Genomic DNA, 21772 nt, shown 5'->3' with positions numbered 1-21772 from the left:
ATTGAACACAATTCCGTCACAGAATAAAACTATACTGAATTTCATAAAAAGAAAGGAAGAAGGTAGTAGAGATGTTTGAAGATGATAAAAACGGACAGAACAATTCTTATGGATCTTATAGTTATGGATCTGGATACGGGCAACAGAGTACTTCTTCAAATGGATATGTAAATAATAATTATGTAAATAATCAGAATTCATATGGCGGTCAGAATTCATACGGATATGGAAATGGTCAGCAGACATATGGAACATATCAGTATAGTGGAAATAATTTTGGAAGTACACCTGAACCACCCAAACCACCTAAAAAGAAAAACACAGCAGCAATTGTTATTGCAGCAGTTTTAATACTTGCATTGGTAGTTGGAGGTATTGGTGCAGGATATTATGCATATTCAAGACATATTTCACTTTTAGCTTCAAGTGAAAAATCTCAGGAAGTAACTGAAGATCAGACAAAAGAAGAAACACAGACTGCAGATAACTCTGAGAACACAGAAACAGAGCAGTCTACAGAGAAAAAGGTTGAAACTACAACAACCAGCGCAGCTACATCAGTAGTTGTAACAGATGTAACAGAAGTTGTTGAAGAAGTGATGCCTGCAATGGTTATCATTCATAATAACTACACAGCATCAGCAAGCTACTTTGGATACACACAGACACAGGAAGCTACAGCTTCAGGTAGTGGTATTATTGTAGGTGAGAATGATACAGAGCTTTTGATCGCAACTAACTACCATGTTGTAGAGGGTGCAGATTCCCTTGAAGTAATCTTTAATGACGACTCATCAGTGGAGGCCGTTGTTAAGGGATCAGATTCAGATATGGACCTTGCAGTAATTGCCGTATCAATCGATGAGGTTTCATCAGACACACTTGACTCAATCAAGGTTGCAACTCTTGGTGACAGTGATTCACTTACACTTGGCGAACCTGCAATAGCAATCGGTAACGCACTTGGTTATGGCCAGTCTGTTACAACAGGTGTTATTTCAGCTATTAACAGAGAGGTTGAAACTGAAGAAGGCGTTACACATACATTTATTCAGACAGATGCAGCTATTAACCCTGGTAACTCAGGTGGAGCTCTTTTGAACATTCAGGGCGAAGTTATTGGTATCAACTCTAATAAGATTGGCGGAGATACAGTAGAAGGTATGGGATATGCTATTCCTATTTCAGTAGCAAAGCCTATCATCGACAAGCTCATGAACGAAGAGACAAAGCGCAAGGTATCTGATGAGGACAGAGGCTATATCGGAATTTCAGGTGTAAGCGTTCCTTCAGAGATTCATGAAGTATACGGAATTCCTCTTGGAGTACTTGTTCACGATGTATATGAAGGCGGCGGAGCAGCCGATGCAGGCATTAAGAGTGGCGACGTGATCATTTCCTTCGATGGCGAAGAAATCACCTCAATGGATGATCTGCAGAGCAGACTTGAGTACTACGCAAAGGGCACAACAGTTCCGATCACTGTAATGAGACAGAGTGATTCAGGCTACACAGAAGTAACTCTTGATGTAACACTTGGTGAAGCAGCCAGCACATCAAGCAGCACAGATTCTAACGCAGCAGGATCAGGTGAAAATCAGTACAACGGCCAGCAGCAGCCTGCACTTCCAGATGACAAGAATGGACAGAATGGTGGCAATAGCCAGCAGCAGGGCGGCGGACACTAATGATAATAAAAAATATGCTGTGAAAAATGATTTCTCATTTTTCACAGCATATTTTTTTGTCCTTATACTGATGTGGCCTGCTCAGTGTTAAATACAGGGAGCTTTGGCTGGATGGAATCACCGCGGATCTCTATGAGAGGAGAGGCTTTGCCATCAATATAGTCTCTTGTGATGGTTACACGTCCAATGTTCTCATCCTTTGGAATCTCATACATGATATCAAGCATGAATTCTTCTATGATGGCACGTAGAGCTCTGGCTCCGGTATCTTTTTTAAGTGCCTTTTCTGCGATAGCTTCAAGTGCGCTGTCATCGAACTGAAGATCAACTTCGTCCAGCGCAAGGAGCTTCTGATACTGTTTAAGTATCGCATTCTTAGGCTCTTTTAATATCTGGATAAGCATATCCTTTGTAAGAGCCTGAAGTGTGCAGATAATAGGAAGTCTTCCGAGGAACTCAGGAATCATTCCGAATTTCTTAAGGTCTTCGACTGTAACATTAGAAAGAATGTTAGGGTCATCTTCGTATTTATCCTTAAGGTCAGCATCAAAACCAATTGATGTCTGTTTATTAAGTCTCTGTGTAATGATCTCTTCAAGATCAGGGAAAGCACCGCCGCAGATAAACAGGATATTTCTGGTGTTTACTGTGGTAAGAGGAACCATGGCATTTTTGCTGCCGGCGCCTACCGGTACTTCAACGTTAGAGCCTTCAAGGAGCTTGAGCATGCCCTGCTGAACTGACTCGCCGCTTACATCTCTTGATGTGGTGTTCTTTTTCTTGGCAATCTTATCTATTTCATCGATAAAGATAATTCCATGCTCAGTCTTTTCTACATCATTGCCTGCTGCAGCAAGGAGCTTACTAACAACACTCTCGATATCATCGCCGATGTATCCTGCCTCTGTAAGGGATGTGGCATCAGCAATTGCAAGCGGAACATCAAGGAGCTTTGCAAGGGTCTTAACAAGATATGTTTTTCCGCTTCCTGTTGGACCCAGTAAAAGAATGTTTGATTTCTCAATTTCAATGTCATCCATTGTGTCTGTGGCTACTCTCTTATAGTGATTGTAAACTGCTACAGACATAACCTTTTTGGCCTGATCCTGGCCGATAACATACTCATCAAGTTTAGCCTTGATCTTGTGAGGAGCAGGGATGTTTTTGATGTCAAAAGCAGGTTTTACCTTGCTCTCGCTTTTTTTCTTTATCTTCTGAGAGTTTGGTATGCCGCCCATGTTGAAACCATTGTTGTTGTCCATGTTAAAGAATCCAAATCCTGGGAATCCATTCTGATTCTTGTTGAGCTCATTCATGAGATTTGGATTGTTCAAAAGATTCTGATAGTCAAACTGGCTTACAGTATCCATGGTCTTCTGCATGCAGTCATTGCAGATGCAGATGTTGTTTGGAAGATGGAACATCTTGCCAGCTTTGCTTTCAGGACGTCTGCAGACAAAGCAGACATCTTCGTATTCAGTTTTTTCTTCATTATTATTCGATGTATTATCAGATTTATCGTCAGAGGCAGCTGAATCAGTTGTAGTATCCACAACTTCGGATTCCTCGCCGTCTTTGACTTCTCTGAAATCAAATTCGTCGTCTCTGTTATTTGTCATAACTACTCCAATCTTCAATATAAACTACTAAACCCATGAAGTTATTATATGCACACCGGGCGCATCCTTACAAGTTAACATTCTATTAACAGATGATTGAGCTAATGTTTGATTCAGACAGAGATGTGTACTGAACCTGTGGACTCACGAAGGATTATGTCGGTTTCTATATAGGTCTTTTTATATGGAGTATGCGGATTGGCAATTCGTGAAAGCAAAATATCTGCGGCAATATATCCCATTGAACTGCTGTGTATTTTTACAGTTGTTAAACCCGGATCAATAATTGTTGCCTCAGGTGCATTGTCAAAGCCACATACCAATACATCATCAGGTACATTTAAGCCTAGTTTTCTAAGGGCTTTAATTGTGCATATGGCAAGGAAATCGTTGGCACAAAAGAAAACCTCCGGCCTTTTATTTAAAGCTCTGATCTTATCAGCAAGCCAGTCAATGTCACGGTAAGGCATGGAGTCATCCTCCAAAATGCTGTTGCCGGTTTCGATACTGATTCCGTTGTCAGTCATTGCTGAAACATATGCCTGCCATCTTTCGTAAAAAGACTGACAGTGAAATCTGTCGCCTACAAAAGAAATGTTCTTTTTTCCTTCCTGGATAAAAGAGTCTACGAGGCGATAAACGCTTGTGATATTCTCCATGTATAGTGTGTCTGCATTTAGAGATATTTTTTGCACAAGAGGTGTGTCTACAAAAAGAATAGGAATATTTAGATCACACAGGAATTTACTGTATTTGTCAGAAAACATTTCTATACAGAAAATGCCCGCAATATTATCAGGATTTATATTGGTAGGAAGGGTTAAGTTATCAATGTCAGTATCCTTGATTATATTAATTGAAAGCTTGTACCCCAAAGAATCGATCCTGTTTTGGAATGCTTCAAGGAGCTTGTTTCCTGAGTGCGAAGCTCCGGGAAAAGCATGTGTAAGCAGTGCAATCTCTGTTTTTCCGCTATTTGCGGCAGGCAGTGACGTGGAAGGGTTGACGGCTGTGTCAACCAAATTGAACTGTTTGTATCCCATTGCTGTTGCCATCTGACATATCTTGTTTCTGGTATCAATGGATACGCTTCCGGAATTGTTAAGTGCTCTGGATATAGTATTTCTGGACATTCCGAGAGCATCTGCTATTTCTTGTAAAGTAACTCTTTTACTCATAATGTATCCCCAATCAAATAAAGTCGGACCTTAAAATATCATATCTTAGCTATATGAATGTGTCAAATGCAACATTCCTGGAGAAACAAGTGTGCATATTAAACAAAAAATAAAACAGAAAAAATGTAGTATTTTACGAAAATGTGAGGCATATGCACTTTTATATTGATACAAATGAAACATAATGCTATATTGAATCTGTCAAAAGATAGTGCAAAAGCACCAAAGGAGGAATTATGCAACGGTTAAATGCTTTGGTATTGGTTGGCATGCTCGCTGTGGCAAGTGTTGGATGTGGGGCAGAAAAAACGAATGAAGAAGTAGTGGATACTGTGGAAACTAAGGAAGAAAACTACCTGGGGGAGAGCATAGAAGATCATGTGATTTTTCCTGCATCGGTGGAGGGACTTGTAGGTGATACAATGCCTTTTTATGACGATGAGACATACAATGTATTCTATCTGGCTGATCAAAGGGATGGTAAACAGGGTTATCACCCCTGGGGACTTATAAAGACTACAGATTTCTCTTCTTATGAAGACAAAGGAGTTGTCCTAAACTACGGCGATTCAGTTGAAGATCAGGATATAGCGCTTGGTACCGGATCAGTTATTAAGGGGAAGGATGGCCAGTACCATGCTTTTTATACTGGACATAATGATATGTTTGAGCCAAAAGAAGCGGTCATGCATGCCGTAAGTCCAGACATGGAGAATTGGGAAAAAATTCCAGAGGATACGCTGTATGCTGGTGATAATTATGCACAAAACGATTTCAGAGACCCTTACGTATACTATGTAGAATCAGATGGCCTTTATAACATGCTGGTAGCCACAAGAAAGGACAACATAGGAGTTATAGCCAGGTTCACATCAGATGATCTAAAGAGCTGGGAAGATGCCGGTGTGTTCTTTGAAAATGACATGGGGACGGATTCGAATTTGGAATGTCCATCACTTCTTACATATAAGGGAAAATGGTATCTGGCATTTTCTGATCAGTGGCCTGACAGGCTGGTGCATTACAGAATAGCGGACAGTATCGATGGACCATTTACAATTCCGGATCAGGATATTTTTGACTGTAATGGATTTTACGCCGGCCGAATGGAGACAGATGGGGATAATCTCTATGTCGTAGGCTGGAATGGAACCAAAAAGAAGCACGCAGACTCAGAGGACTATGACTGGGGCGGAAATATGGTCACACATCTTTTGAGACAGAATGAAGATGGCAGCCTTTTTCCTGTATTAAATCCAAAAGTCGAAGAGCTCTTTTCTAATGAACTGGCAGTAGAGCCGTTAAAAATGACAGAAACTACATCTGTTGAAGAGGGCAGTATCTCTTTTGCAGGAGATCAGTATGAGATGGCAGGGTTCAAGGACCTTCTGGGGAGTTATCTCATAAAGACAACCATAAAGGAATTCGATAAGGACGGCATGTTTGGTTTTTGCTTCAACACCAATGATGAAAATGTGGGGAGACTGAACATCATATTTAATGGGGCAACAAACAGAATTGAGTTTTACAACGGCGAAAACATCATGGAGAGAAAGGCACAGTCCTATGTCGATTTCGATATTTCAGGATCGGATCAGCTTGATGTCTCCATGCTGGTTTCAGATGGTGTTGTCTGCATGTATGTCAATGAGAAAATGGCTTTCACAACAAGGATGTATATGTCGCAGGGATCAGACTGGGGAGTGTTTGGTGTTGGAACAAAAGTAAAATTCGACAACATTAGAGCATATAAGTAGAACTGCTTTTGGGAGGAAGCATATGGGAGTGGATATAAAAAGTATTGTAGGAATGGTAGCAAAGCATAAAATTGCAATTGTAGGAATTCTGGCTGGGGCAGCAGTTTTTGCAGGGTCTTCATCTTTTACTTCTGATGCCTATTCCGAACCGGAATTTATTGATGATGAGAATCGTACAAACGATAGCTGGGATGGTGGAAGACTTTCAGTTAATATCGAACCAATCGAGTGATAGGTAAAAAGAGATAAAGAAATAGCCCGGTGCGTGTGCACTGGGCTATTTTAGTAATGCTGAGTTATTATTCAAATACGATCTGTGTTCCTGCTTTGCCCTTGAGCGCATCCTTAACAGAATCAAGAGAAGTGATAAGAACTTCGCCATTATGATTTGCTTCAAGGAACTCGATAGCTGCTTCAATTTTTGGAAGCATGTCAACTTCGCCGAATTCTCCGGCTTCGATATATTTCTTAGCTGCCTCAACATTCATCTTCTGAATTGGCTGCTGATCCTCTTTGCCAAAGTTTGTATATACATAAGGAACGGAAGTAAGGATTATAAGCTTGTCGGATTTAAGGTCTGCAGCAAGCTTACCGGCAATGGCATCTTTTTCAATAACAGCGGAAGCGCCCTTAAGTACGTGGCCCTGTTCAATTACAGGAATTCCGCCGCCGCCACAGGCTATAACTTCCTGTCCTGCATCTACAAGTGCTCTGATGGCATCTATTTCTACAATATCAATAGGCTTTGGAGCAGCAATTATTCTGCGATAGCCTTTGCCTGGAATTTCTTTTACAAAATTACCCTTTTTAATTTCGGTGTCAGCATCTTCCTTTGACATGTTTCTTCCGATTGCCTTGGTAGGAGCGTAAAAAGCCTCATCATAAGGATCTACTGTAACTTGGGTAAGGAGTGTGCTTACAGGTGTTGAGATGCCGCGACTTGTAAGTTCTGTTTTTAGGGAGTTCTGAATATCGTAACCTACATAACCCTGGCTCATAGCGTTACATACGCACATGGGAGCAGCTGTGTAGTCGATATAGATTCTGTGGAGCTCAGTCATCGCTTTATGAATCATGCTGACCTGAGGTCCGTTACTGTGGGTGATGACGAGCTGATAACCAGCTTCTATGAGATCCGCCAATGCCTTGGCAGTGACCTTTGTTGCATTCATCTGCTCATTGGTTGTAACACCGAGAGCTTCGTGTCCTAGAGAAACTACAGCCTTAATATTGTCCATTTTATCCCCGTTTCCGCACGGAATGTGCTAGTAAAGATAAAGTTATTGTACATTAATTGCCCCGGTTTTAAAAGTTAAATAGGAAGAATAATATTCAGGTGAAATACATTTTCTTCAGCGTATGCGTTCATGGCGCCTTCAAACTTATCAACCAGCATCTTTATGCTCTTTACTCCAAATCCATGGCCACTCTCATTTTTTTCTCTGACAGGGAGCTGGCCGTCAAAAACAATCTCCCCTTCAAAATAGTTCCAAATATGGATAATAACAGAATCGCCGAACTTTTTAAGACTTACGTCAATTACTCGCTTGTCGGGATCTGTTACAGAATCGGCGCCAGCTCTTGCATTATCTATTGCATTGGCAAAAAGAAAATACAAGGACATGCTGTCATAGGCACCGAGAGAATCTGTGTAGCTTACGCAGTTAAAGCGGATATTCTGCTGTTTGCAGAGAGTGCTCATATTTCTAAGAAGAACATCAAGAACTTCGTTGCCTGTTTTTACCAGGGGAGCGAAGCCTTCAATCGAATCTCTGATAGGTGAAAGATCCGGCACATCAAGCTTGTTCTCATCTGCAAGGCGCTCAATCCTGTCCAGCATATGCTTTAAGTCATGAGTCTGAATGTTAGTAAACTGAACCATTGCTTTCCACTGCTCATACTGTTTTTCGGAAGCAGACAAAAGACCTTTTATAACAAGGGATTCTGATTTTTCTTCCTGCCACTTATAAAGGTAGAGCTGCATTGCAAGAGCCAGTGCACAGCATATGATAGCGTATGTGCAAGCTGCAAGCTCGTAGTAGATGTTGCCAGAACTGTGGTCTACAACCAGTCTGTTTACGCCTATACATGTGAGGATGATCGTGATAGAGAGAACATTTAGCCTGATGGAGTTCTTTTCAAAATGGAAATTCGTAGCAACCAAAAAGAATACGACCAGGTACACCACTGAAAAGACAAGCATCTCTAACAATATTGGACAGATAAAAGAAATGGCATTTATTCTTTTTACAAAAGGAATTAGTGATATCAGTACAGTAAACTTATTGGCGATATGCTGCGTGGCAACACCGTTGATACAGGAAGAAATGACTGAAAAGGTATTGCCCTTGTAATTACTAAGATAAAAGATTATGGATACTCCGATGATTAAAAGAAGCATGAAAAATCTGATGAATGTAGAATCTGTACTATCAAGATCTATAAGAAATACAAGTGGAAAAGAAATCAGCAAAAGAGCTGCAAATCTAAATATAAATAGATTTCTTTTTTCAAAGGTCTGAAGGAATAGAAACTCAGCAATGAGTATCTCGAGGTAATAACCAACAGATGTAAAACTGCTTATCCAAGAACCATTCATTTAATACTCAACCTCCAAGGTACAGATTAAGCTGCTCCAAAAAAGCTTTTTTCTTGGAACGACCGATTTTGATCATATCTCTGCCGACCTTGATCTCATCGCCGTAAAGCCCTTTGACAAAGGCGAGATTTACAAGGACGGAAGCACTGCATCTGGCAAAATTGCAGTTTGCAAGCTCTGTTTCCCTTTCGCTCAACCCGCCGTAGGAATCAATTATCTCATCTACAGTGTGAAACATAAGATCGTGTCCCATTACTTCTATATACATAATGTCATTGGAAGAGAGAATATGAGTGCCTTTTTTGTCTTTTACCTTAACGGGCTGGCCTGTCCTGCCCTCTAAAAGGCGCATGGCTTTGTCGAGTTTTACTGAGAGGTTACTGTAACTGATGGGCTTTAGGCAGTAGTCAAGTGCGTCAACGCCGTAGCCTTCAGGCGCATATTGAGGCATGTTTGTAACAAAGAACAAAAGAGCTGTATCGTCAATAAGGCGCAGCTTTTTAGCGGCTTCCATACCATTGAGGAAACCTTTTCCCAAATCCACGTCCATAAAAACAATGTCGAAAGCCTTTTTGTAATCATCTAAAAAGCTCTCGGCCTTGGTATATATTTTTGCATTAAAATCAAATCCCTTTTCGCTCCCATATTTATTAAGGCAGCTTTCAAGGAATGAAGAATACTCTGTATCGTCTTCTACAATAGCAACTCTGAACTGTTTCATAGGTATATTTTACAGCATTAGATTGTGCCTTGTAAATTATGCTGTTAAAACTGTAGTTTATTCCACAATGATTGAAATCATATATTGCAATTTTGTAATATTTGACTATATAAAGGAGATTTTGCATGAGAAAAATTCACTACATTAACAACGAATGGAACTTTTCTATTGATGGAAAAGAAAAAGAAGTAGTCAATATTCCGCATACCTGGAACAATATCGACGGTCAGGATGGTGGAAATGACTATCTAAGGACACTGGCAACATATGAAAAGAAATTTGAAAGTCCTTCCTTTGATAGAAACAGCGAAGACGTTTACCTGGAGTTTGACGGAGTGAATTCAGAGTGCGACGTCTTTTTAAATGATGAAAGAATAATCAGACATGAAGGTGGTTATTCTACATTCAGAAAGAATATCACAGAAGTTTTGAATGATGGACAGAACAAGCTTCTTGTGAAAGTGGATAACAGACCGAACGATAAAGTTTATCCACAAAAGGCGGATTTCACTTTCTACGGCGGAATATACAGAGATGTAAAGCTCGTAGTAGTTAATAAAAAGAGATTTGACCTGGATTACTTCGGAGGCAAGGGACTTCAGGTTACAGCAACTCCTATTGAAGGATATAAAAAAGCAAAGGTAGCCACAAAAATGTGGCTCAACACTGATTCAGGGGAAGTGCGTGTCACGATTTTTGATAAAGAGGGAAATGAAGTATGTCAGGAGATGTCTCACAGATCTATGGATGAGGGCTGGTCAGATATGCTCATTCAGGATGTTCATCTCTGGGATGGAATCGATGACCCATATCTTTACAGATTAAAGGCAGAGCTTTTGGTTGATGGAAATGTGGTTGATGAAGTAGAGACACGTTTTGGTGTCAGAGATTTCCATTATCACCCCAAGACAGGCTTTTATCTGAACGGTAGAAAATATACTCTTCACGGCGTTAGCAGACATCAGGACAGGAAAGGCCTTGGTAATGCAATCACAGATGAGATGCACAAAGAGGATATGGATCTTATCTGCGAGGTTGGAGCCAACACCATCAGACTTGCACATTATCAGCACAGCCAGACATTCTATGATCTTTGCGATGAGAGAGGAATGGTAGTGTGGGCTGAGATTCCTTATATTTCAGAGCATATGCCAAAGGGAAGAGCTAATACGATCAGTCAGATGAAAGAGCTGATAATTCAGAACTACAATCATCCATCAATCGTATGCTGGGGAATATCCAATGAGATAACAATATCCACAAAAGATAAAAATGATATGCTGGATAACCACAGAGAGCTTAACGATCTATGTCATGAAATGGATAAGACAAGATTTACAACTCTTGCCTGTTATGCAGTTTGCGGACCATTTAATAAGGTGGCGCACATCACAGATACAGTGAGTTGGAATCTTTACCTTGGATGGTATGTTCCGGGGCTTTTCTTGAATGACCTTTGGATGAGATTTTTCCACTTTGTTTATCCGGACAGAAGTCTTGGTTACTCGGAATATGGATGTGAGGGAATGCCAAACCTTCATTCAGAAAGACCTAGAAGAGGCGATCACACAGAGGAGTATCAGGCCCATTATCACGAGTACATGCTCAGATGCTTTGAAAGAAATCCATTCATGTGGGCAACACACGTCTGGAATATGTTTGACTTTGCCGCTGACGCCAGAAATCAGGGTGGCGAGCCGGGTATGAATCACAAGGGACTTATTACTTTTGACAGGAAGACCAAGAAAGACAGCTTCTACATCTACAAATCATGGTGGAGCAAAGAACCTTTTGTTCATATCACATCCAAGAGATTTAGGGACAGAACCTCAAACAAGATAACTGTAAAGGTTTATTCAAATCAGAACGAAGTTACTCTTTACAAAGATGGAAACAAGCTTGAGACCAAGCATGGCCAGCACATATTTGAGTTTAAGGTTTCTCTTACAGGAGAAAATGAATTTATGGCTGTAAGCGGGGCATGCCGCGACAAAGCAGTCTTTAGAAAGGTTAGCAGACCAAATCCTGAATATACACTTAAGGAATCAGGAGATAAGGGAGCTAACTGGACAAAGTAATAAGGGAGAAGAGTTATGGCAGAAACAGTAAATAAGAATGATGGAATAAACAGGGCAAAGCTTTATCAGCTGGTTCTTTTTCCACTGAATAACGGAGCTACAAATGTTTATTACGTCCTGGTCCTTGCTTACATAGCGACCTTTGGTTCAAACGTACTTGGACTCGGAGTTTTATTTGCATCGGTAATGGTAACAGGAATGAGAGTGTTTGATGCTTTTACAGATCCTGTTATCGGCGCACTTATGGACAGAACAAACGGTAAATTCGGTAAGTTCAGACCCTTCATGGTGATCGGAAATGTCATTATGGCACTTAGCATTATCACTATGTATATCATCACCCCTAAGATACCTGAAACAATGATGGCCCTTAGGTATGTAGCTTTTGTAGGACTCTATGCGATCTGGGTTATCGGTTATACATTCCAGACCTCTTGCACAAGGGCCGGTCAGACAGTTCTTACATCTGATCCTGGCCAGAGACCTCTTTTCACAATTTTTAATACTGTAGGTTCTCTTGCAGGAATGGGAGTTATGCAGTTCCTTGCTCCTATCATCAGAGCAAATGTAGCGGATTACTCAAGCGCTGATTTTTATAAGGTTTTAACACCAATTGGAATCACAGTTTCAATTATTCTTACAATACTTGCCATCATCGGTATTTGGGAAAAAGACCAGCCGAAGTACTTCGGAATCGGTGGAAGCAAGCAGGAAAAAGTAAAGATTTCCGAATATGTAGAGATCATCAAAAACAACAGCCCTATGAAGAGACTTATGATCGCGGGCGCAGGATGCAAACTGGCTCTTTCAATTGCCACAAACACAACAGTTTTGTGCATGCTCTACGGCTGCATGATGGGTAACTACGACGGACTTTACCTTCCAATGATGATAGTTGGTTACGTATTCTCAGTTCCTTTCTTTGTTCTCACAGTAAGAACAAGTCAAAAGAAAGGCCAGAGAGCTTCACTTCTTAGATACGTATCACTTGCACTTGTATGCTACGTAGGAGTACTTGCACTTTTACTTGCATGGAAGCAGGGTGTGCCGGGAGTTAACCTTTCACTTATTTCAAACGGAAAGCTCAGCATCAATATCTACACAGTTCTTTTCCTTGTGTTCTTTGGTGTTGGTTACGGTGCTTATTATTCTACAGCAGATATGCCCATTCCAATGGTTGCAGACTGCTCAGATTATGAAACATACAGATCAGGAAAATATATTCCTGGAATCATGGGAACACTCTTTTCCCTTGTGGATAAGCTTGTTTCCTCACTATCAGCTACAGTAGTCGGAATCGCTGTAAGTCTGATAGGAATCAAGTCTCTTCCAACTGCAGATACGCCCTACTCATCAGGGATGAATGTAGTTGTTATCATACTTTTCTGCGTAGTACCTATGGTAGCGTGGATTGCCACAATAATAGCAATGAAAGGCTATATCCTTACAGGGGAAAAAATGAAGGAAATCCAGGAAGTCAATCAGAGGCGTAAGGAAGCTATAGCAGCAGGAATGTCACTACAGCAGGCGATGGAAGAATTATAATAGGAGAAGGAGAATATTAATGAAAAAGAAAAAACTGATATGGAAAATCCTGACAGTTATAACAGGTATTCTTATGCTTGTTTTCATCATAGGTACTCCGATTGCGATACACTATGGTACTGTAATTAACTGGGCATTAGGCGTTGTTCCATACAAGACTATCAAAAGTGATGTTGAGGAAAATGTTGTTTATTTCCCCAGTGAATTTGTAAAGAAGGATGCAGACGGAAGCACACAGCTTACTGCATCTGGAAGTGAAGTATATGATGATGCGGCCCTTGTTAAAGCCGGACAAGAACTTTGTAAAGAAGTAACGGCTGAAGGAATTGCCCTTGTAATGAATGATGGACTTCTTCCAATTCAGAAGGGGACAAAGGTAGGGCTTTTTAGCCAGTCAACTGTGAATCTTTTGACATCAGGAACGGGTTCAGGTAGTACAGCTTCTACAGGAGAGTATACATTCTATACTTCTATGGAGCATGCAGGCCTTGTACCTAACAGTGCACTTTGGAAGTTTTACAGTGAAGGAGCAGGAAAAGACTTTAAGAGAAGCGGCCCTTCTATCACAAGCCCTGCTGACTATCTTATAAATGAAGTTAATTGGTCTATACTTGAGTCAGACAGCACATTTGACAGCATGATTGCCAATGATGTTGCTATCTTCAACGTATCAAGAGTTGCCGGCGAAGGCTATGATATCCCAAGTGGACTTGACAATGCACTTACTCAGTCTGATCTCGGTGCAATCACAGCCACAGAAAGCGGCATGGATGGAAATGGCCTTAAACTTAATGACGATGAAAAGAGCGTACTTGAGGGCTTAAAGAATCTTAAAGCTGAAGGCAAATTGAAAGGTATCATCGTAACAATCAACGCAGCCAATATGCCTCAGGTTGATTTCCTTACTCAGGATTATGGCGTAGATGCAGTACTTGTAATCTCAACAACAGGTGAATGCGGAATTGATTCTCTTGGTGCAATTCTTACAGGTGATATCAATCCATCAGGTCATCTTGTAGATACAATTTGCTATGACAATACTAAAAACCCTGCAATGATGAACTTTGGTGAGCATCAGTATGCAAACTACAGAAAAGACTACCTTGAAAAAGTAAAATCAAGTTCTATTCCTGAAGCTTTCATGAACCAGATGAATTATCAGGTTTATCAGGAAGGAATCTATATTGGATATAGATATTATGAGACAAGATATGAAGATTATGTAATGCAGACAGGAAATCCTGGACAGTATGCTTATAACGATATTGTTGCCTTCCCATTTGGCTATGGTCTTTCATATACTGATTTTGAATATTCTGATTATGAAGTAACAGAAGATGAAAACAATGTTACTGTAAACGTTAATGTTACTAACGTAGGTTCTGTAGCAGGTAAAGAAGTAGTTGAAGTATACTTCCAGTCTCCTTATACAGACTATGACAAAGAAAATGGTGTTGAGAAGGCATCTGTTGAACTTTGCGGATATGATAAGACAGAATCACTTGAGCCTGGTCAGAGTGAAAAAGTTACTATAACAATTTCTAAAGAAGAACTTGCTGCTTACGATTCAAATAATGCCAAGACATACATTCTTGATGCCGGAGAATACTACTTTACTCTTGCAAATGGAACACACGAAGCTGTTAACAACATTCTCGCTGCTAAGGGATTTTCACCTGAGACAACAGACCAGAGAATGGATGCAGAAGGAAATGCTGATCTTGTAAAGACAATCACAGTAGCTGATCTTGATAAAGAAAAATTTGCGCACTCTGCTGTTACAGGTGCAGACATCACAAACCAGTTTGATGATGTTGATATCAATAAGTATGATGAATCTCAGAAGATAACATATCTTACAAGAAATGATTGGGTAGCAACGTATCCTCATGAATCTGTTGTTCTTAACATGACAGACAAAATGTTTGAGGAAGTTCAGAGCGATTATTTCCCGGAAATTGAGGAAGTTAATTCTGATGAATATAAGATGCCGGTATTTGGAGCTAATTATGGTCTTAAGCTCATTACCTTAAAAGGCGAAGCTTATGATAATCCTATGTGGGACAAACTTCTTGATCAGATGACTTATGAGGAGATGAAAGCTCTTCTTATCAGAGGCGGTCATACAACAGCAGCCGTTAACTCAATCTCAAAGCCTGCAACATCAGATCAGAATGGACCTACTGGTTTTGGTACAACATTCGTTGGCGGTGGTAAAGGAACATCTTATCCTTCAGCCAGCATGCGTGCACAGACATACAATGACGAACTTGTAAAAAGAGTTGGTGAACTCATTGGTGAAGACGGATTACACTCTCACATTTCAGGTATTTATGGATTTGGTATAAATACACATCGTACTCCTTATTCAGGAAGAAACTATGAGTATTATTCAGAAGATCCATTTATTGCCGGATCAATCGGAACAAATGAGTGTATCGGTATCCAGTCAAAGGGTATCATTGTTTATGAAAAACACTGCTTCCTTAATGACCAGGAGACACACAGAGAAGGTGTTGGTACATGGAGTAATGAGCAGGCTATAAGAGAGATTTATCTCAATGCATTCTCAAAGGTTCTCAGAGCTGATATGGGAAATGCGAAGGCTATAATGACAGGATTTAACAGACTCGGAACTACATGGAATGGTATGCATTCATACATCAACAATGTAGTAAGAGGCGAGTTTGGGTTTGATGGATTCACAATTACTGATGCTGATAGTGACAATGAAGGAATTATCTGTGTAAGCTATATGTATGCACCAAGAGCAGTTAGTACAGGCACAGATATGTATGACGGTCTGTATGACAATCATGGTCGTACAAGCCAGCTTGATGAATACAAAGATAACGCTTATGTAATGTCTAACTTAAGGGAAGCATGTCATCGTATCTGCTATGCAGTTGTAAATTCATCAGCAATGAATGGCATTTCTTCAAATGATATCGTTGTCGCTGTCCTTCCTTGGTGGCAGAAAGCACTTTATGCACTTATTGCAGTATTTGTAGTACTTTTTGCTCTTTGCATCTTTATGCTTGTAAGAAAACCTAAGGAAGTTGAGGAGTCTGCAGAAAAGCTTAAGAAAAACAGTAATGCCAAGAGAGTTGCAATAATCGTAGCAGTTATCGCTGTGGTTGCAGTTGCAGCATTTGCTGTATCAAAGCTTGAATCTGGTGGAAATGTAAAAGATTTTGAAGTACAGGAAAATGGTGATTTTAGTTTCACTTCATCAGATAACAGCTATGTTATCAAAGTTTATAACGATTCAGATGTTTCAAACGGAACCGTAGCCGATGGTGCGGTAGTACTTGGCTCACAGTCTGCAAATGGTGGAGTTGGTAACATTAACTGCGTGCCATTTGGTGAAAACTATGCAGTAGTCCTTTATGAGCTTGATGCTAATTATAATGAGAAACAGGTTGCTGTCCTTAACGGATATAAGAAGTGCGGTGTACTTACTGCTCCAAAGGCTACATATCAGCCAGGAATTCCTTATATTCACACTGTAGACAGAATTGAAATCGACCTCAAGGATGCTCTTGCAAGCGAAGCACTCACAAGTTACCAGGTTGAGACTTATCTTGACGAAGCGCTAACTCAGAAAGTTGAGAGCGGATGTGGTGTCGTCGAGCCAACAGTAGAAGAAGGCAGAATTATAAATAACTACCTTGAATTTACACCTGAAATTGGCAACACATACTACTTCAGAATCAAGGCCCTTGCAAATGAGGATATCGGCGCCGAAGAGTCTGATTGGGGTGAAGTTACAAGCTTTACAGCAATGGAATAATTGGTCATAAAAAATTCACTTGAAATTTTGATAAAAAGTAGTAGACTATCTCGTTGTTAGTAGATTTTAAGTCAGAGTGTTACATGCACTCTGACTTAAATTTGTTTGAGCAAAGCTTTTTGCGAAGCGCGTTATGAATTAGGATTCAAGAAAAATAGGTAATTTATGAAGAAGACAAGTAATATAAAAGACCTTACAGTTGGAAATCCAATGTCTCTGATTTTCGGATTTGCCATGTCACTTTTCTGGGGAATGCTGTTCCAGCAGATGTACAACATGATCGATACTGCAATAGTTTCATGGTTCCTTGGAAAAGAGGCCTATACAGGAATGGGAACAACCGGTGCTGTTAACTTCCTTATAATGGGTTTTTGCATGGGAGTATGTAACGGATTTGCGATTCCTGTAGCTCAGAGATTTGGAGCAAAAGACTATAAGAGCATGAGAAAGTTCGTGTCACATGCCATTATTCTTTGCTCAGTATTTGCAGTTGTAATGACATTATTAGTCAGTATTTTCTGCAGACAGATTCTTGTGATCATGAAGACTCCTGAAGATGTCTTTGAATATGCATATATTTATATTCTTGTTATCTTCCTTGGAATTCCGGTTACATATATGTACAATCTTCTTTCTGCCATAATAAGAGCTCTCGGAGATTCCAAGCACCCTGTAGAGTACCTGATAATTGCTTCAGTTCTCAACATCGTTTTAGACCTTGTATTTATTATCCCGCTTCACTGGGGAATTTTTGGAGCAGCCTTTGCCACTGTGGTTTCTCAGCTGGCTGCGGGCACAATGTGTCTTGTTTATATAATCAAAAAGATAGACATTCTTCATTTGAGGAAAGAAGACTGGGAGCTTGACAGAGACCACTTTGTTATCCTGTTTAACATGGGCGTTCCAATGGGGCTTCAGTACTCGATAACAGCCATCGGAAGTGTTATCCTCCAGACAGCTATCAATGCCCTTGGTACAGATGCGGCAGCTGCTGTTACAACAGGAGGTAAGGTTGGAATGTTCTTCTGTATTCCCTTTGATGCTCTTGGTTCAACAATGGCAACCTATGGTGGACAGAATGTTGGAGCCAAAAAGCTTGATCACCTTCAGCAGGGCCTTGTGGCAGCAGTTAAGCTTGGATGCGGATACGCTATCCTTGCATTTGTAGTGCTTGCCCTTTTTGGAAGACAGTTCTCAATGATATTCCTTAATGCAGGAGAGGCAGCCTGCCTTGATAATGCTCACATGTTCCTTTTCTACAACAGTATGTTTTATGTGCCACTTGCACTTGTTAATATAGTGAGATTCCTGATTCAGGGCATGGGCTTTTCAATGTTTGCCGTCCTTGCAGGAGTCATGGAGATGATAGGCCGAAGCGTTGTTGCTATTCTCCTTGTTCCTAGATTTGGATTCATAGCTATATGCCTTGCCTCACCGGCAGCATGGATACTTGCAGATCTTTTCCTTATTCCTGCATTCATCATGGTAAGGAATAAATTGCGCAGAATATTTGGAGGTCAGGTAGAAGTTTACTGATTTCTGTAAGAAAGCTCCCCGATTGATCATCGAGGAGCTTTTTTAGCTTAAGAATTAATTCTTTTTGTCATGTTTGGGTCCAGGTCAGGATTTATCTTGGTTATCTTGCGGTCGTAGGTCATAAGACCATTAACCTCTTCCTCAACGTCGGAGACCTGCGTATATACTGCACCGGCCAGCCCCTTTGGAATTAGCGGTTTTAGATCCGCATTTATAAGATTGTAATAAGCGACACCAAGGTCATCTAAGGTGTCGTATTTTTTATAGCCGTAAACCCTGTCTACGCTTGAATGACCGCTTATGTGACATGTGTATCCGCCATACTCTGATATAACGAATGCACGTCCCTTAGGATCGTTTTCTACAGACAAAGGCCTGAAGTAATTGTGGACACTTCTAAAGTCACCGCTTCCCTCATCAAACCATCCGCTGGCCTGGTCAACAGGTCGGGTCTTATCCAGCTCTTTTGCCATAATGGTGGCTCCTGCGGCGTTGAACTGCCCCCAGCCTTCGTTAAATAGTACCCAGGTTGCAATACTGGGAACGTTGTAGAGATATCTTATGGTGTTCTGCATTTCATCGAGCCATTCCCTGCGGCCTTCAGCTGAGCCTCTTGAGAAAGTCTTGTAGTAGGCCGGTCCGTCGGACATACGCCCGAATACCTTAGGGAAAAGAGTTGGCAGATAAGAAACCACGGGCTTGGCATAGGAAGAGCCGCCACTTACCATATCCTGCCATACTATCATTCCAAGTCTGTCGCAGTGGTAGTACCAGCGGGCAGACTCAACTTTTATGTGCTTGCGCATCATGTTGAAATGAAGTCGTTTCATTTCTGTTATGTCATATATAAGTGCATCATCAGATGGAGCAGTGTAAAGACCATCGGGCCAGTAGCCCTGATCCAGAACTCCCATGAGGAAATATGGCCTTCCGTTTAAGAAGAACCTGGATTTACCTCTGTCGTCATATTTGACTTCAAAGGACCTCATGGCAAAATAGGAGCTTACGTGATCCTGGCCGCATAAGATCTGGATCGGATACAGGTAAGGATCCTCCGGACTCCACAGATGAGGACTTTCAATCTTGAATTTAAAACTGTAATAGGAAGGTGCAATAGCAGAGTGATCTACACCGATAGTAGGATACGTGTCTGAAGAAAAAGACCATTCTCCACTAAAGGTTGTTCCGGGACGAGTGTCAGAGTCAGGTGACTTAACAAGTTCGTGGCCGGGAATCTTCACTGTTACGGTAGCTTTTTTGTTGGTTGCAACTTCTATAGTCACCGAATGAAGGTCTGCGCCGGGATGTATCTTGATCTCTCTGACATAGACTTCAGGAACTTCTTCAATCCATACAGTCTGCCAGATTCCGCTTTGAGCTGTGTAGTACATGCCACCGCGTTTTAAAGTCTGCTTACCGCGGCTGTGATAGGATGAATCACTGGTGTCTCGAACCCTTAGGTAAATCGTGTTATCGGCTGTACTTAGATTATCCTCATTGAAAATAAGGAAATCAGTTATATCAATTGTAAATGGCAGATATCCGCCGCTGTGAGAACCAACAAGGGAGTCATTTACAAATACATCAGCAAACTGGTCGACTGCTCCAAAATGCAGAAGAATCCTTGAAGTGCGGGATTTTCTTGTGATACAGGGGAGATTCTTTTTATACCATAGAAGCTGATCCGGAAGGAGTCTTTTTTCAACGCCTGAAAGAATGGCTTCCGGTGAAAACGGTACAAGAATATTTCCTTCCATGCGGGAAGGAAGCTCATCTTTTGAATTAACAGGGGCAAAAAGATATTCCCAATATCCGTTGAGATTGACATAGCTATCACGGACGAACTGCGGACGAGGATATTCTTTTAACAGATTGGCAGGATCAATGTTTTCACCCCAAGTCGTGTAGAGTCTGTTCAGAATGTCATCTTCGTGGGGCTTATCGATAGCTTTGATTGCATCAATTAAGTCCATAACATACCATCCTTTTAGTGTTCTACTGTATTGTTATGCGCGTACTGCATAATAAGGTCCTGATAAAATGCTGCAAGTGTAGCATTGCGATATACATTTATCCACAGAAGGGGGATAAAAAGAGTTATCACACCAAGGAGCATGATCGGGATAAATGATACGTTGAGATAAAGAAGTTTAAAACGATTGCCTTTCATGAGGCGTCTGCTTGTTGCCAACAGCTCTTTTGCACTTCTGTCCTGGAAATCATGAAGAAGGTAAAAGGCCTGTGAATAAGTTAGACGAATATAAATATTAACAATGAGCTCTACGAAAAGAGCAAGTATTGTTCCAAGGAGCAGATTCGGTGAAGTGTTGTGCTGTGTGAGGTAGAGAAGATATGTGGCAGGAAGCCCTATAACGAAGTCTACAAGCACAAAAAGAGACTGAACCTTCACGGCCTTTTCAGGGAATATCTTAAATCCGAAAAAGAGATCTGAAATAGAGACATTCTGTGAATAGATCAGATTCATATAAAGGTATGTCTTGCCTGAAACAAGCACACCTAAAAGAATGCTTACAATAAGCACTATTACTTCATTTATCACATACTGAACTATGCTTCCGGAACTGGAAACAGTGACAATACCAGACAGAACCAGCTGTATGATGATGACGATAAGATCCGCAGATATAAGTGTTCCGTACTTTTCAAGAGAACGCTCTTTGGCGATTGCTTTAAGTTCTGCTGATGATTTTAGATTAGTCATTTTGATAATAAACCCCGCCTTATCCGGCAAGATCTACATTGTTCCCCACAAGCCCCTGTCTGTCCATGGACTTTCTCGCCTTCTGATAAGGATTCTCCTCGTTTTCGTATTTTATTTTGGTGGCTGTCGTTCCACCGCTTACATAAACGCGTCCGCACTCAGGACATACAGCTGTCTTGATAGAAACAGAAGCCTGTAAGACTTTGCCGTTGTTCTGGGCTGCGTCTTTATATGCATTACTCACATGTTCCGCCTCGTGACCGCGGACTCTTGCACCTGCCGCTGCAGGATCAATGTGCTGTGCGCTCTTAAAGGAAACCATCTCATCGGAACCGTCCTGATATTTTCGGTTCTTGCAGGTCTCACACTCTGCAGGAGATGATGTTTTTCCAGGAGCTTTCTGGGTAGATTCGTTTGGATTAAGGATAGGTTTTGTAGCTTCTGCAGCACTTGTGGAAGATGCTGCATAACCTCCAAACATTCCATATCCGCCGCCTATTGCACCGATCATACTCATAGGCACCTCTTTTCAACAT

Annotated in this window: 15 protein-coding genes; 7 read left to right on the top strand and 8 right to left on the bottom strand. The window is 40.9% G+C overall.

Annotation, left to right across the window (positions count from 1 at the left end; all coding sequences use genetic code 11):
• Nucleotides 1-71: 71 nt before the first annotated feature.
• On the top strand, nt 72-1688 hold the full coding sequence (locus tag G585_RS19270; protein ID WP_022772434.1) for a S1C family serine protease: 1617 nt from the start codon (nt 72-74) through the stop codon (nt 1686-1688).
• 62 nt (nt 1689-1750) lie between these two features.
• Here G585_RS19270 and clpX read toward each other — a convergent pair whose 3' ends face one another.
• Both clpX and G585_RS0101330 read right to left on the bottom strand, forming a co-directional pair.
• The gene (gene clpX, locus G585_RS0101335) at nt 1751-3307 is read right to left on the bottom strand and encodes an ATP-dependent Clp protease ATP-binding subunit ClpX (protein WP_022772432.1); all 1557 of its coding nucleotides are present in this window, start codon (nt 3305-3307) and stop codon (nt 1751-1753) included.
• Nucleotides 3308-3420: 113 nt separating this feature from the next.
• On the bottom strand, nt 3421-4485 hold the full coding sequence (locus G585_RS0101330; RefSeq protein WP_022772431.1) for a LacI family DNA-binding transcriptional regulator: 1065 nt from the start codon (nt 4483-4485) through the stop codon (nt 3421-3423).
• 236 nt (nt 4486-4721) lie between these two features.
• On the opposite strand from G585_RS0101330, the gene G585_RS0101325 reads away from it, so the two are divergent.
• Both G585_RS0101325 and G585_RS0101320 read left to right on the top strand, forming a co-directional pair.
• The gene (locus G585_RS0101325) at nt 4722-6242 is read left to right on the top strand and encodes a glycoside hydrolase family 32 protein (protein WP_026663709.1); all 1521 of its coding nucleotides are present in this window, start codon (nt 4722-4724) and stop codon (nt 6240-6242) included.
• A 22-nt stretch (nt 6243-6264) separates the two neighbouring features.
• Nucleotides 6265-6474 (top strand): hypothetical protein, encoded by a 210-nt coding sequence (locus tag G585_RS0101320; protein ID WP_022772428.1) that lies wholly within the window; start codon nt 6265-6267, stop codon nt 6472-6474.
• 67 nt (nt 6475-6541) lie between these two features.
• Here the strand turns inward: G585_RS0101320 and arcC are convergent, their stop codons facing one another.
• From arcC to G585_RS0101305, 3 genes are all read right to left on the bottom strand, one after another.
• Nucleotides 6542-7480 (bottom strand): carbamate kinase, encoded by a 939-nt coding sequence (arcC, locus tag G585_RS0101315; protein WP_022772427.1) that lies wholly within the window; start codon nt 7478-7480, stop codon nt 6542-6544.
• 74 nt (nt 7481-7554) lie between these two features.
• Nucleotides 7555-8841: a GHKL domain-containing protein gene (locus G585_RS0101310; protein WP_022772425.1), complete on the bottom strand. Its 1287-nt coding sequence runs from the start codon at nt 8839-8841 to the stop codon at nt 7555-7557.
• Nucleotides 8842-8848: 7 nt separating this feature from the next.
• Nucleotides 8849-9562 carry a LytR/AlgR family response regulator transcription factor gene (locus tag G585_RS0101305; RefSeq protein WP_022772424.1) on the bottom strand — a complete coding sequence of 238 codons (714 nt, stop codon included), beginning with the start codon at nt 9560-9562 and terminating at the stop codon, nt 8849-8851.
• 125 nt (nt 9563-9687) lie between these two features.
• Here G585_RS0101305 and G585_RS0101300 point away from each other — a divergent pair, with 125 nt between their 5' ends.
• The 4 genes from G585_RS0101300 to G585_RS0101285 all read left to right on the top strand — a co-directional run bounded on the left by G585_RS0101300 (nt 9688) and on the right by G585_RS0101285 (nt 18514).
• Entirely contained in the window at nt 9688-11640 is a 1953-nt protein-coding gene (locus G585_RS0101300) for a glycoside hydrolase family 2 protein (protein WP_022772423.1), read from the top strand.
• 15 nt (nt 11641-11655) lie between these two features.
• Nucleotides 11656-13185 (top strand): MFS transporter, encoded by a 1530-nt coding sequence (locus tag G585_RS0101295; protein ID WP_022772421.1) that lies wholly within the window; start codon nt 11656-11658, stop codon nt 13183-13185.
• 19 nt (nt 13186-13204) lie between these two features.
• Nucleotides 13205-16978, top strand: coding sequence for a glycoside hydrolase family 3 N-terminal domain-containing protein (locus G585_RS16710; RefSeq protein ID WP_022772420.1), 3774 nt, complete (start codon nt 13205-13207; stop codon nt 16976-16978).
• Nucleotides 16979-17143: 165 nt separating this feature from the next.
• Nucleotides 17144-18514: an MATE family efflux transporter gene (locus G585_RS0101285; RefSeq protein WP_022772418.1), complete on the top strand. Its 1371-nt coding sequence runs from the start codon at nt 17144-17146 to the stop codon at nt 18512-18514.
• Nucleotides 18515-18561: 47 nt separating this feature from the next.
• Here G585_RS0101285 and G585_RS16705 read toward each other — a convergent pair whose 3' ends face one another.
• The 3 genes from G585_RS16705 to G585_RS0101270 are packed head-to-tail and all read right to left on the bottom strand — an operon-like array spanning nt 18562 to nt 21753.
• Complete coding sequence (locus tag G585_RS16705) at nt 18562-20487, bottom strand: glycoside hydrolase family 2 protein (protein WP_022772417.1); 1926 nt, start codon at nt 20485-20487, stop codon at nt 18562-18564.
• 14 nt (nt 20488-20501) lie between these two features.
• Nucleotides 20502-21236 carry a DUF975 family protein gene (locus G585_RS0101275; RefSeq protein WP_034480862.1) on the bottom strand — a complete coding sequence of 245 codons (735 nt, stop codon included), beginning with the start codon at nt 21234-21236 and terminating at the stop codon, nt 20502-20504.
• Between the two features lie 19 nt (nt 21237-21255).
• Nucleotides 21256-21753: a hypothetical protein gene (locus G585_RS0101270; protein ID WP_022772414.1), complete on the bottom strand. Its 498-nt coding sequence runs from the start codon at nt 21751-21753 to the stop codon at nt 21256-21258.
• Nucleotides 21754-21772 lie beyond the last annotated feature (19 nt).

This window comes from Butyrivibrio sp. AE2015 (assembly GCF_000420825.1).
Classification (GTDB): Bacteria; Bacillota; Clostridia; order Lachnospirales; family Lachnospiraceae; genus Butyrivibrio.
This window is presented reverse-complemented; position numbering and strand designations above follow the sequence as displayed.

What these genes read in the sequence shown, in the direction of transcription:
- G585_RS19270 (WP_022772434.1), top strand. Translation starts at nt 72, where the DNA reads ATGTTTGAAGATGATAAAAACGGACAGAACAATTCTTATGGATCTTAT.
- clpX (WP_022772432.1), bottom strand. Translation starts at nt 3,307, where the DNA reads ATGACAAATAACAGAGACGACGAATTTGATTTCAGAGAAGTCAAAGAC.
- G585_RS0101330 (WP_022772431.1), bottom strand. Translation starts at nt 4,485, where the DNA reads ATGAGTAAAAGAGTTACTTTACAAGAAATAGCAGATGCTCTCGGAATG.
- G585_RS0101325 (WP_026663709.1), top strand. Translation starts at nt 4,722, where the DNA reads ATGCAACGGTTAAATGCTTTGGTATTGGTTGGCATGCTCGCTGTGGCA.
- G585_RS0101320 (WP_022772428.1), top strand. Translation starts at nt 6,265, where the DNA reads ATGGGAGTGGATATAAAAAGTATTGTAGGAATGGTAGCAAAGCATAAA.
- arcC (WP_022772427.1), bottom strand. Translation starts at nt 7,480, where the DNA reads ATGGACAATATTAAGGCTGTAGTTTCTCTAGGACACGAAGCTCTCGGT.
- G585_RS0101310 (WP_022772425.1), bottom strand. Translation starts at nt 8,841, where the DNA reads ATGAATGGTTCTTGGATAAGCAGTTTTACATCTGTTGGTTATTACCTC.
- G585_RS0101305 (WP_022772424.1), bottom strand. Translation starts at nt 9,562, where the DNA reads ATGAAACAGTTCAGAGTTGCTATTGTAGAAGACGATACAGAGTATTCT.
- G585_RS0101300 (WP_022772423.1), top strand. Translation starts at nt 9,688, where the DNA reads ATGAGAAAAATTCACTACATTAACAACGAATGGAACTTTTCTATTGAT.
- G585_RS0101295 (WP_022772421.1), top strand. Translation starts at nt 11,656, where the DNA reads ATGGCAGAAACAGTAAATAAGAATGATGGAATAAACAGGGCAAAGCTT.
- G585_RS16710 (WP_022772420.1), top strand. Translation starts at nt 13,205, where the DNA reads ATGAAAAAGAAAAAACTGATATGGAAAATCCTGACAGTTATAACAGGT.
- G585_RS0101285 (WP_022772418.1), top strand. Translation starts at nt 17,144, where the DNA reads ATGAAGAAGACAAGTAATATAAAAGACCTTACAGTTGGAAATCCAATG.
- G585_RS16705 (WP_022772417.1), bottom strand. Translation starts at nt 20,487, where the DNA reads ATGGACTTAATTGATGCAATCAAAGCTATCGATAAGCCCCACGAAGAT.
- G585_RS0101275 (WP_034480862.1), bottom strand. Translation starts at nt 21,236, where the DNA reads ATGACTAATCTAAAATCATCAGCAGAACTTAAAGCAATCGCCAAAGAG.
- G585_RS0101270 (WP_022772414.1), bottom strand. Translation starts at nt 21,753, where the DNA reads ATGAGTATGATCGGTGCAATAGGCGGCGGATATGGAATGTTTGGAGGT.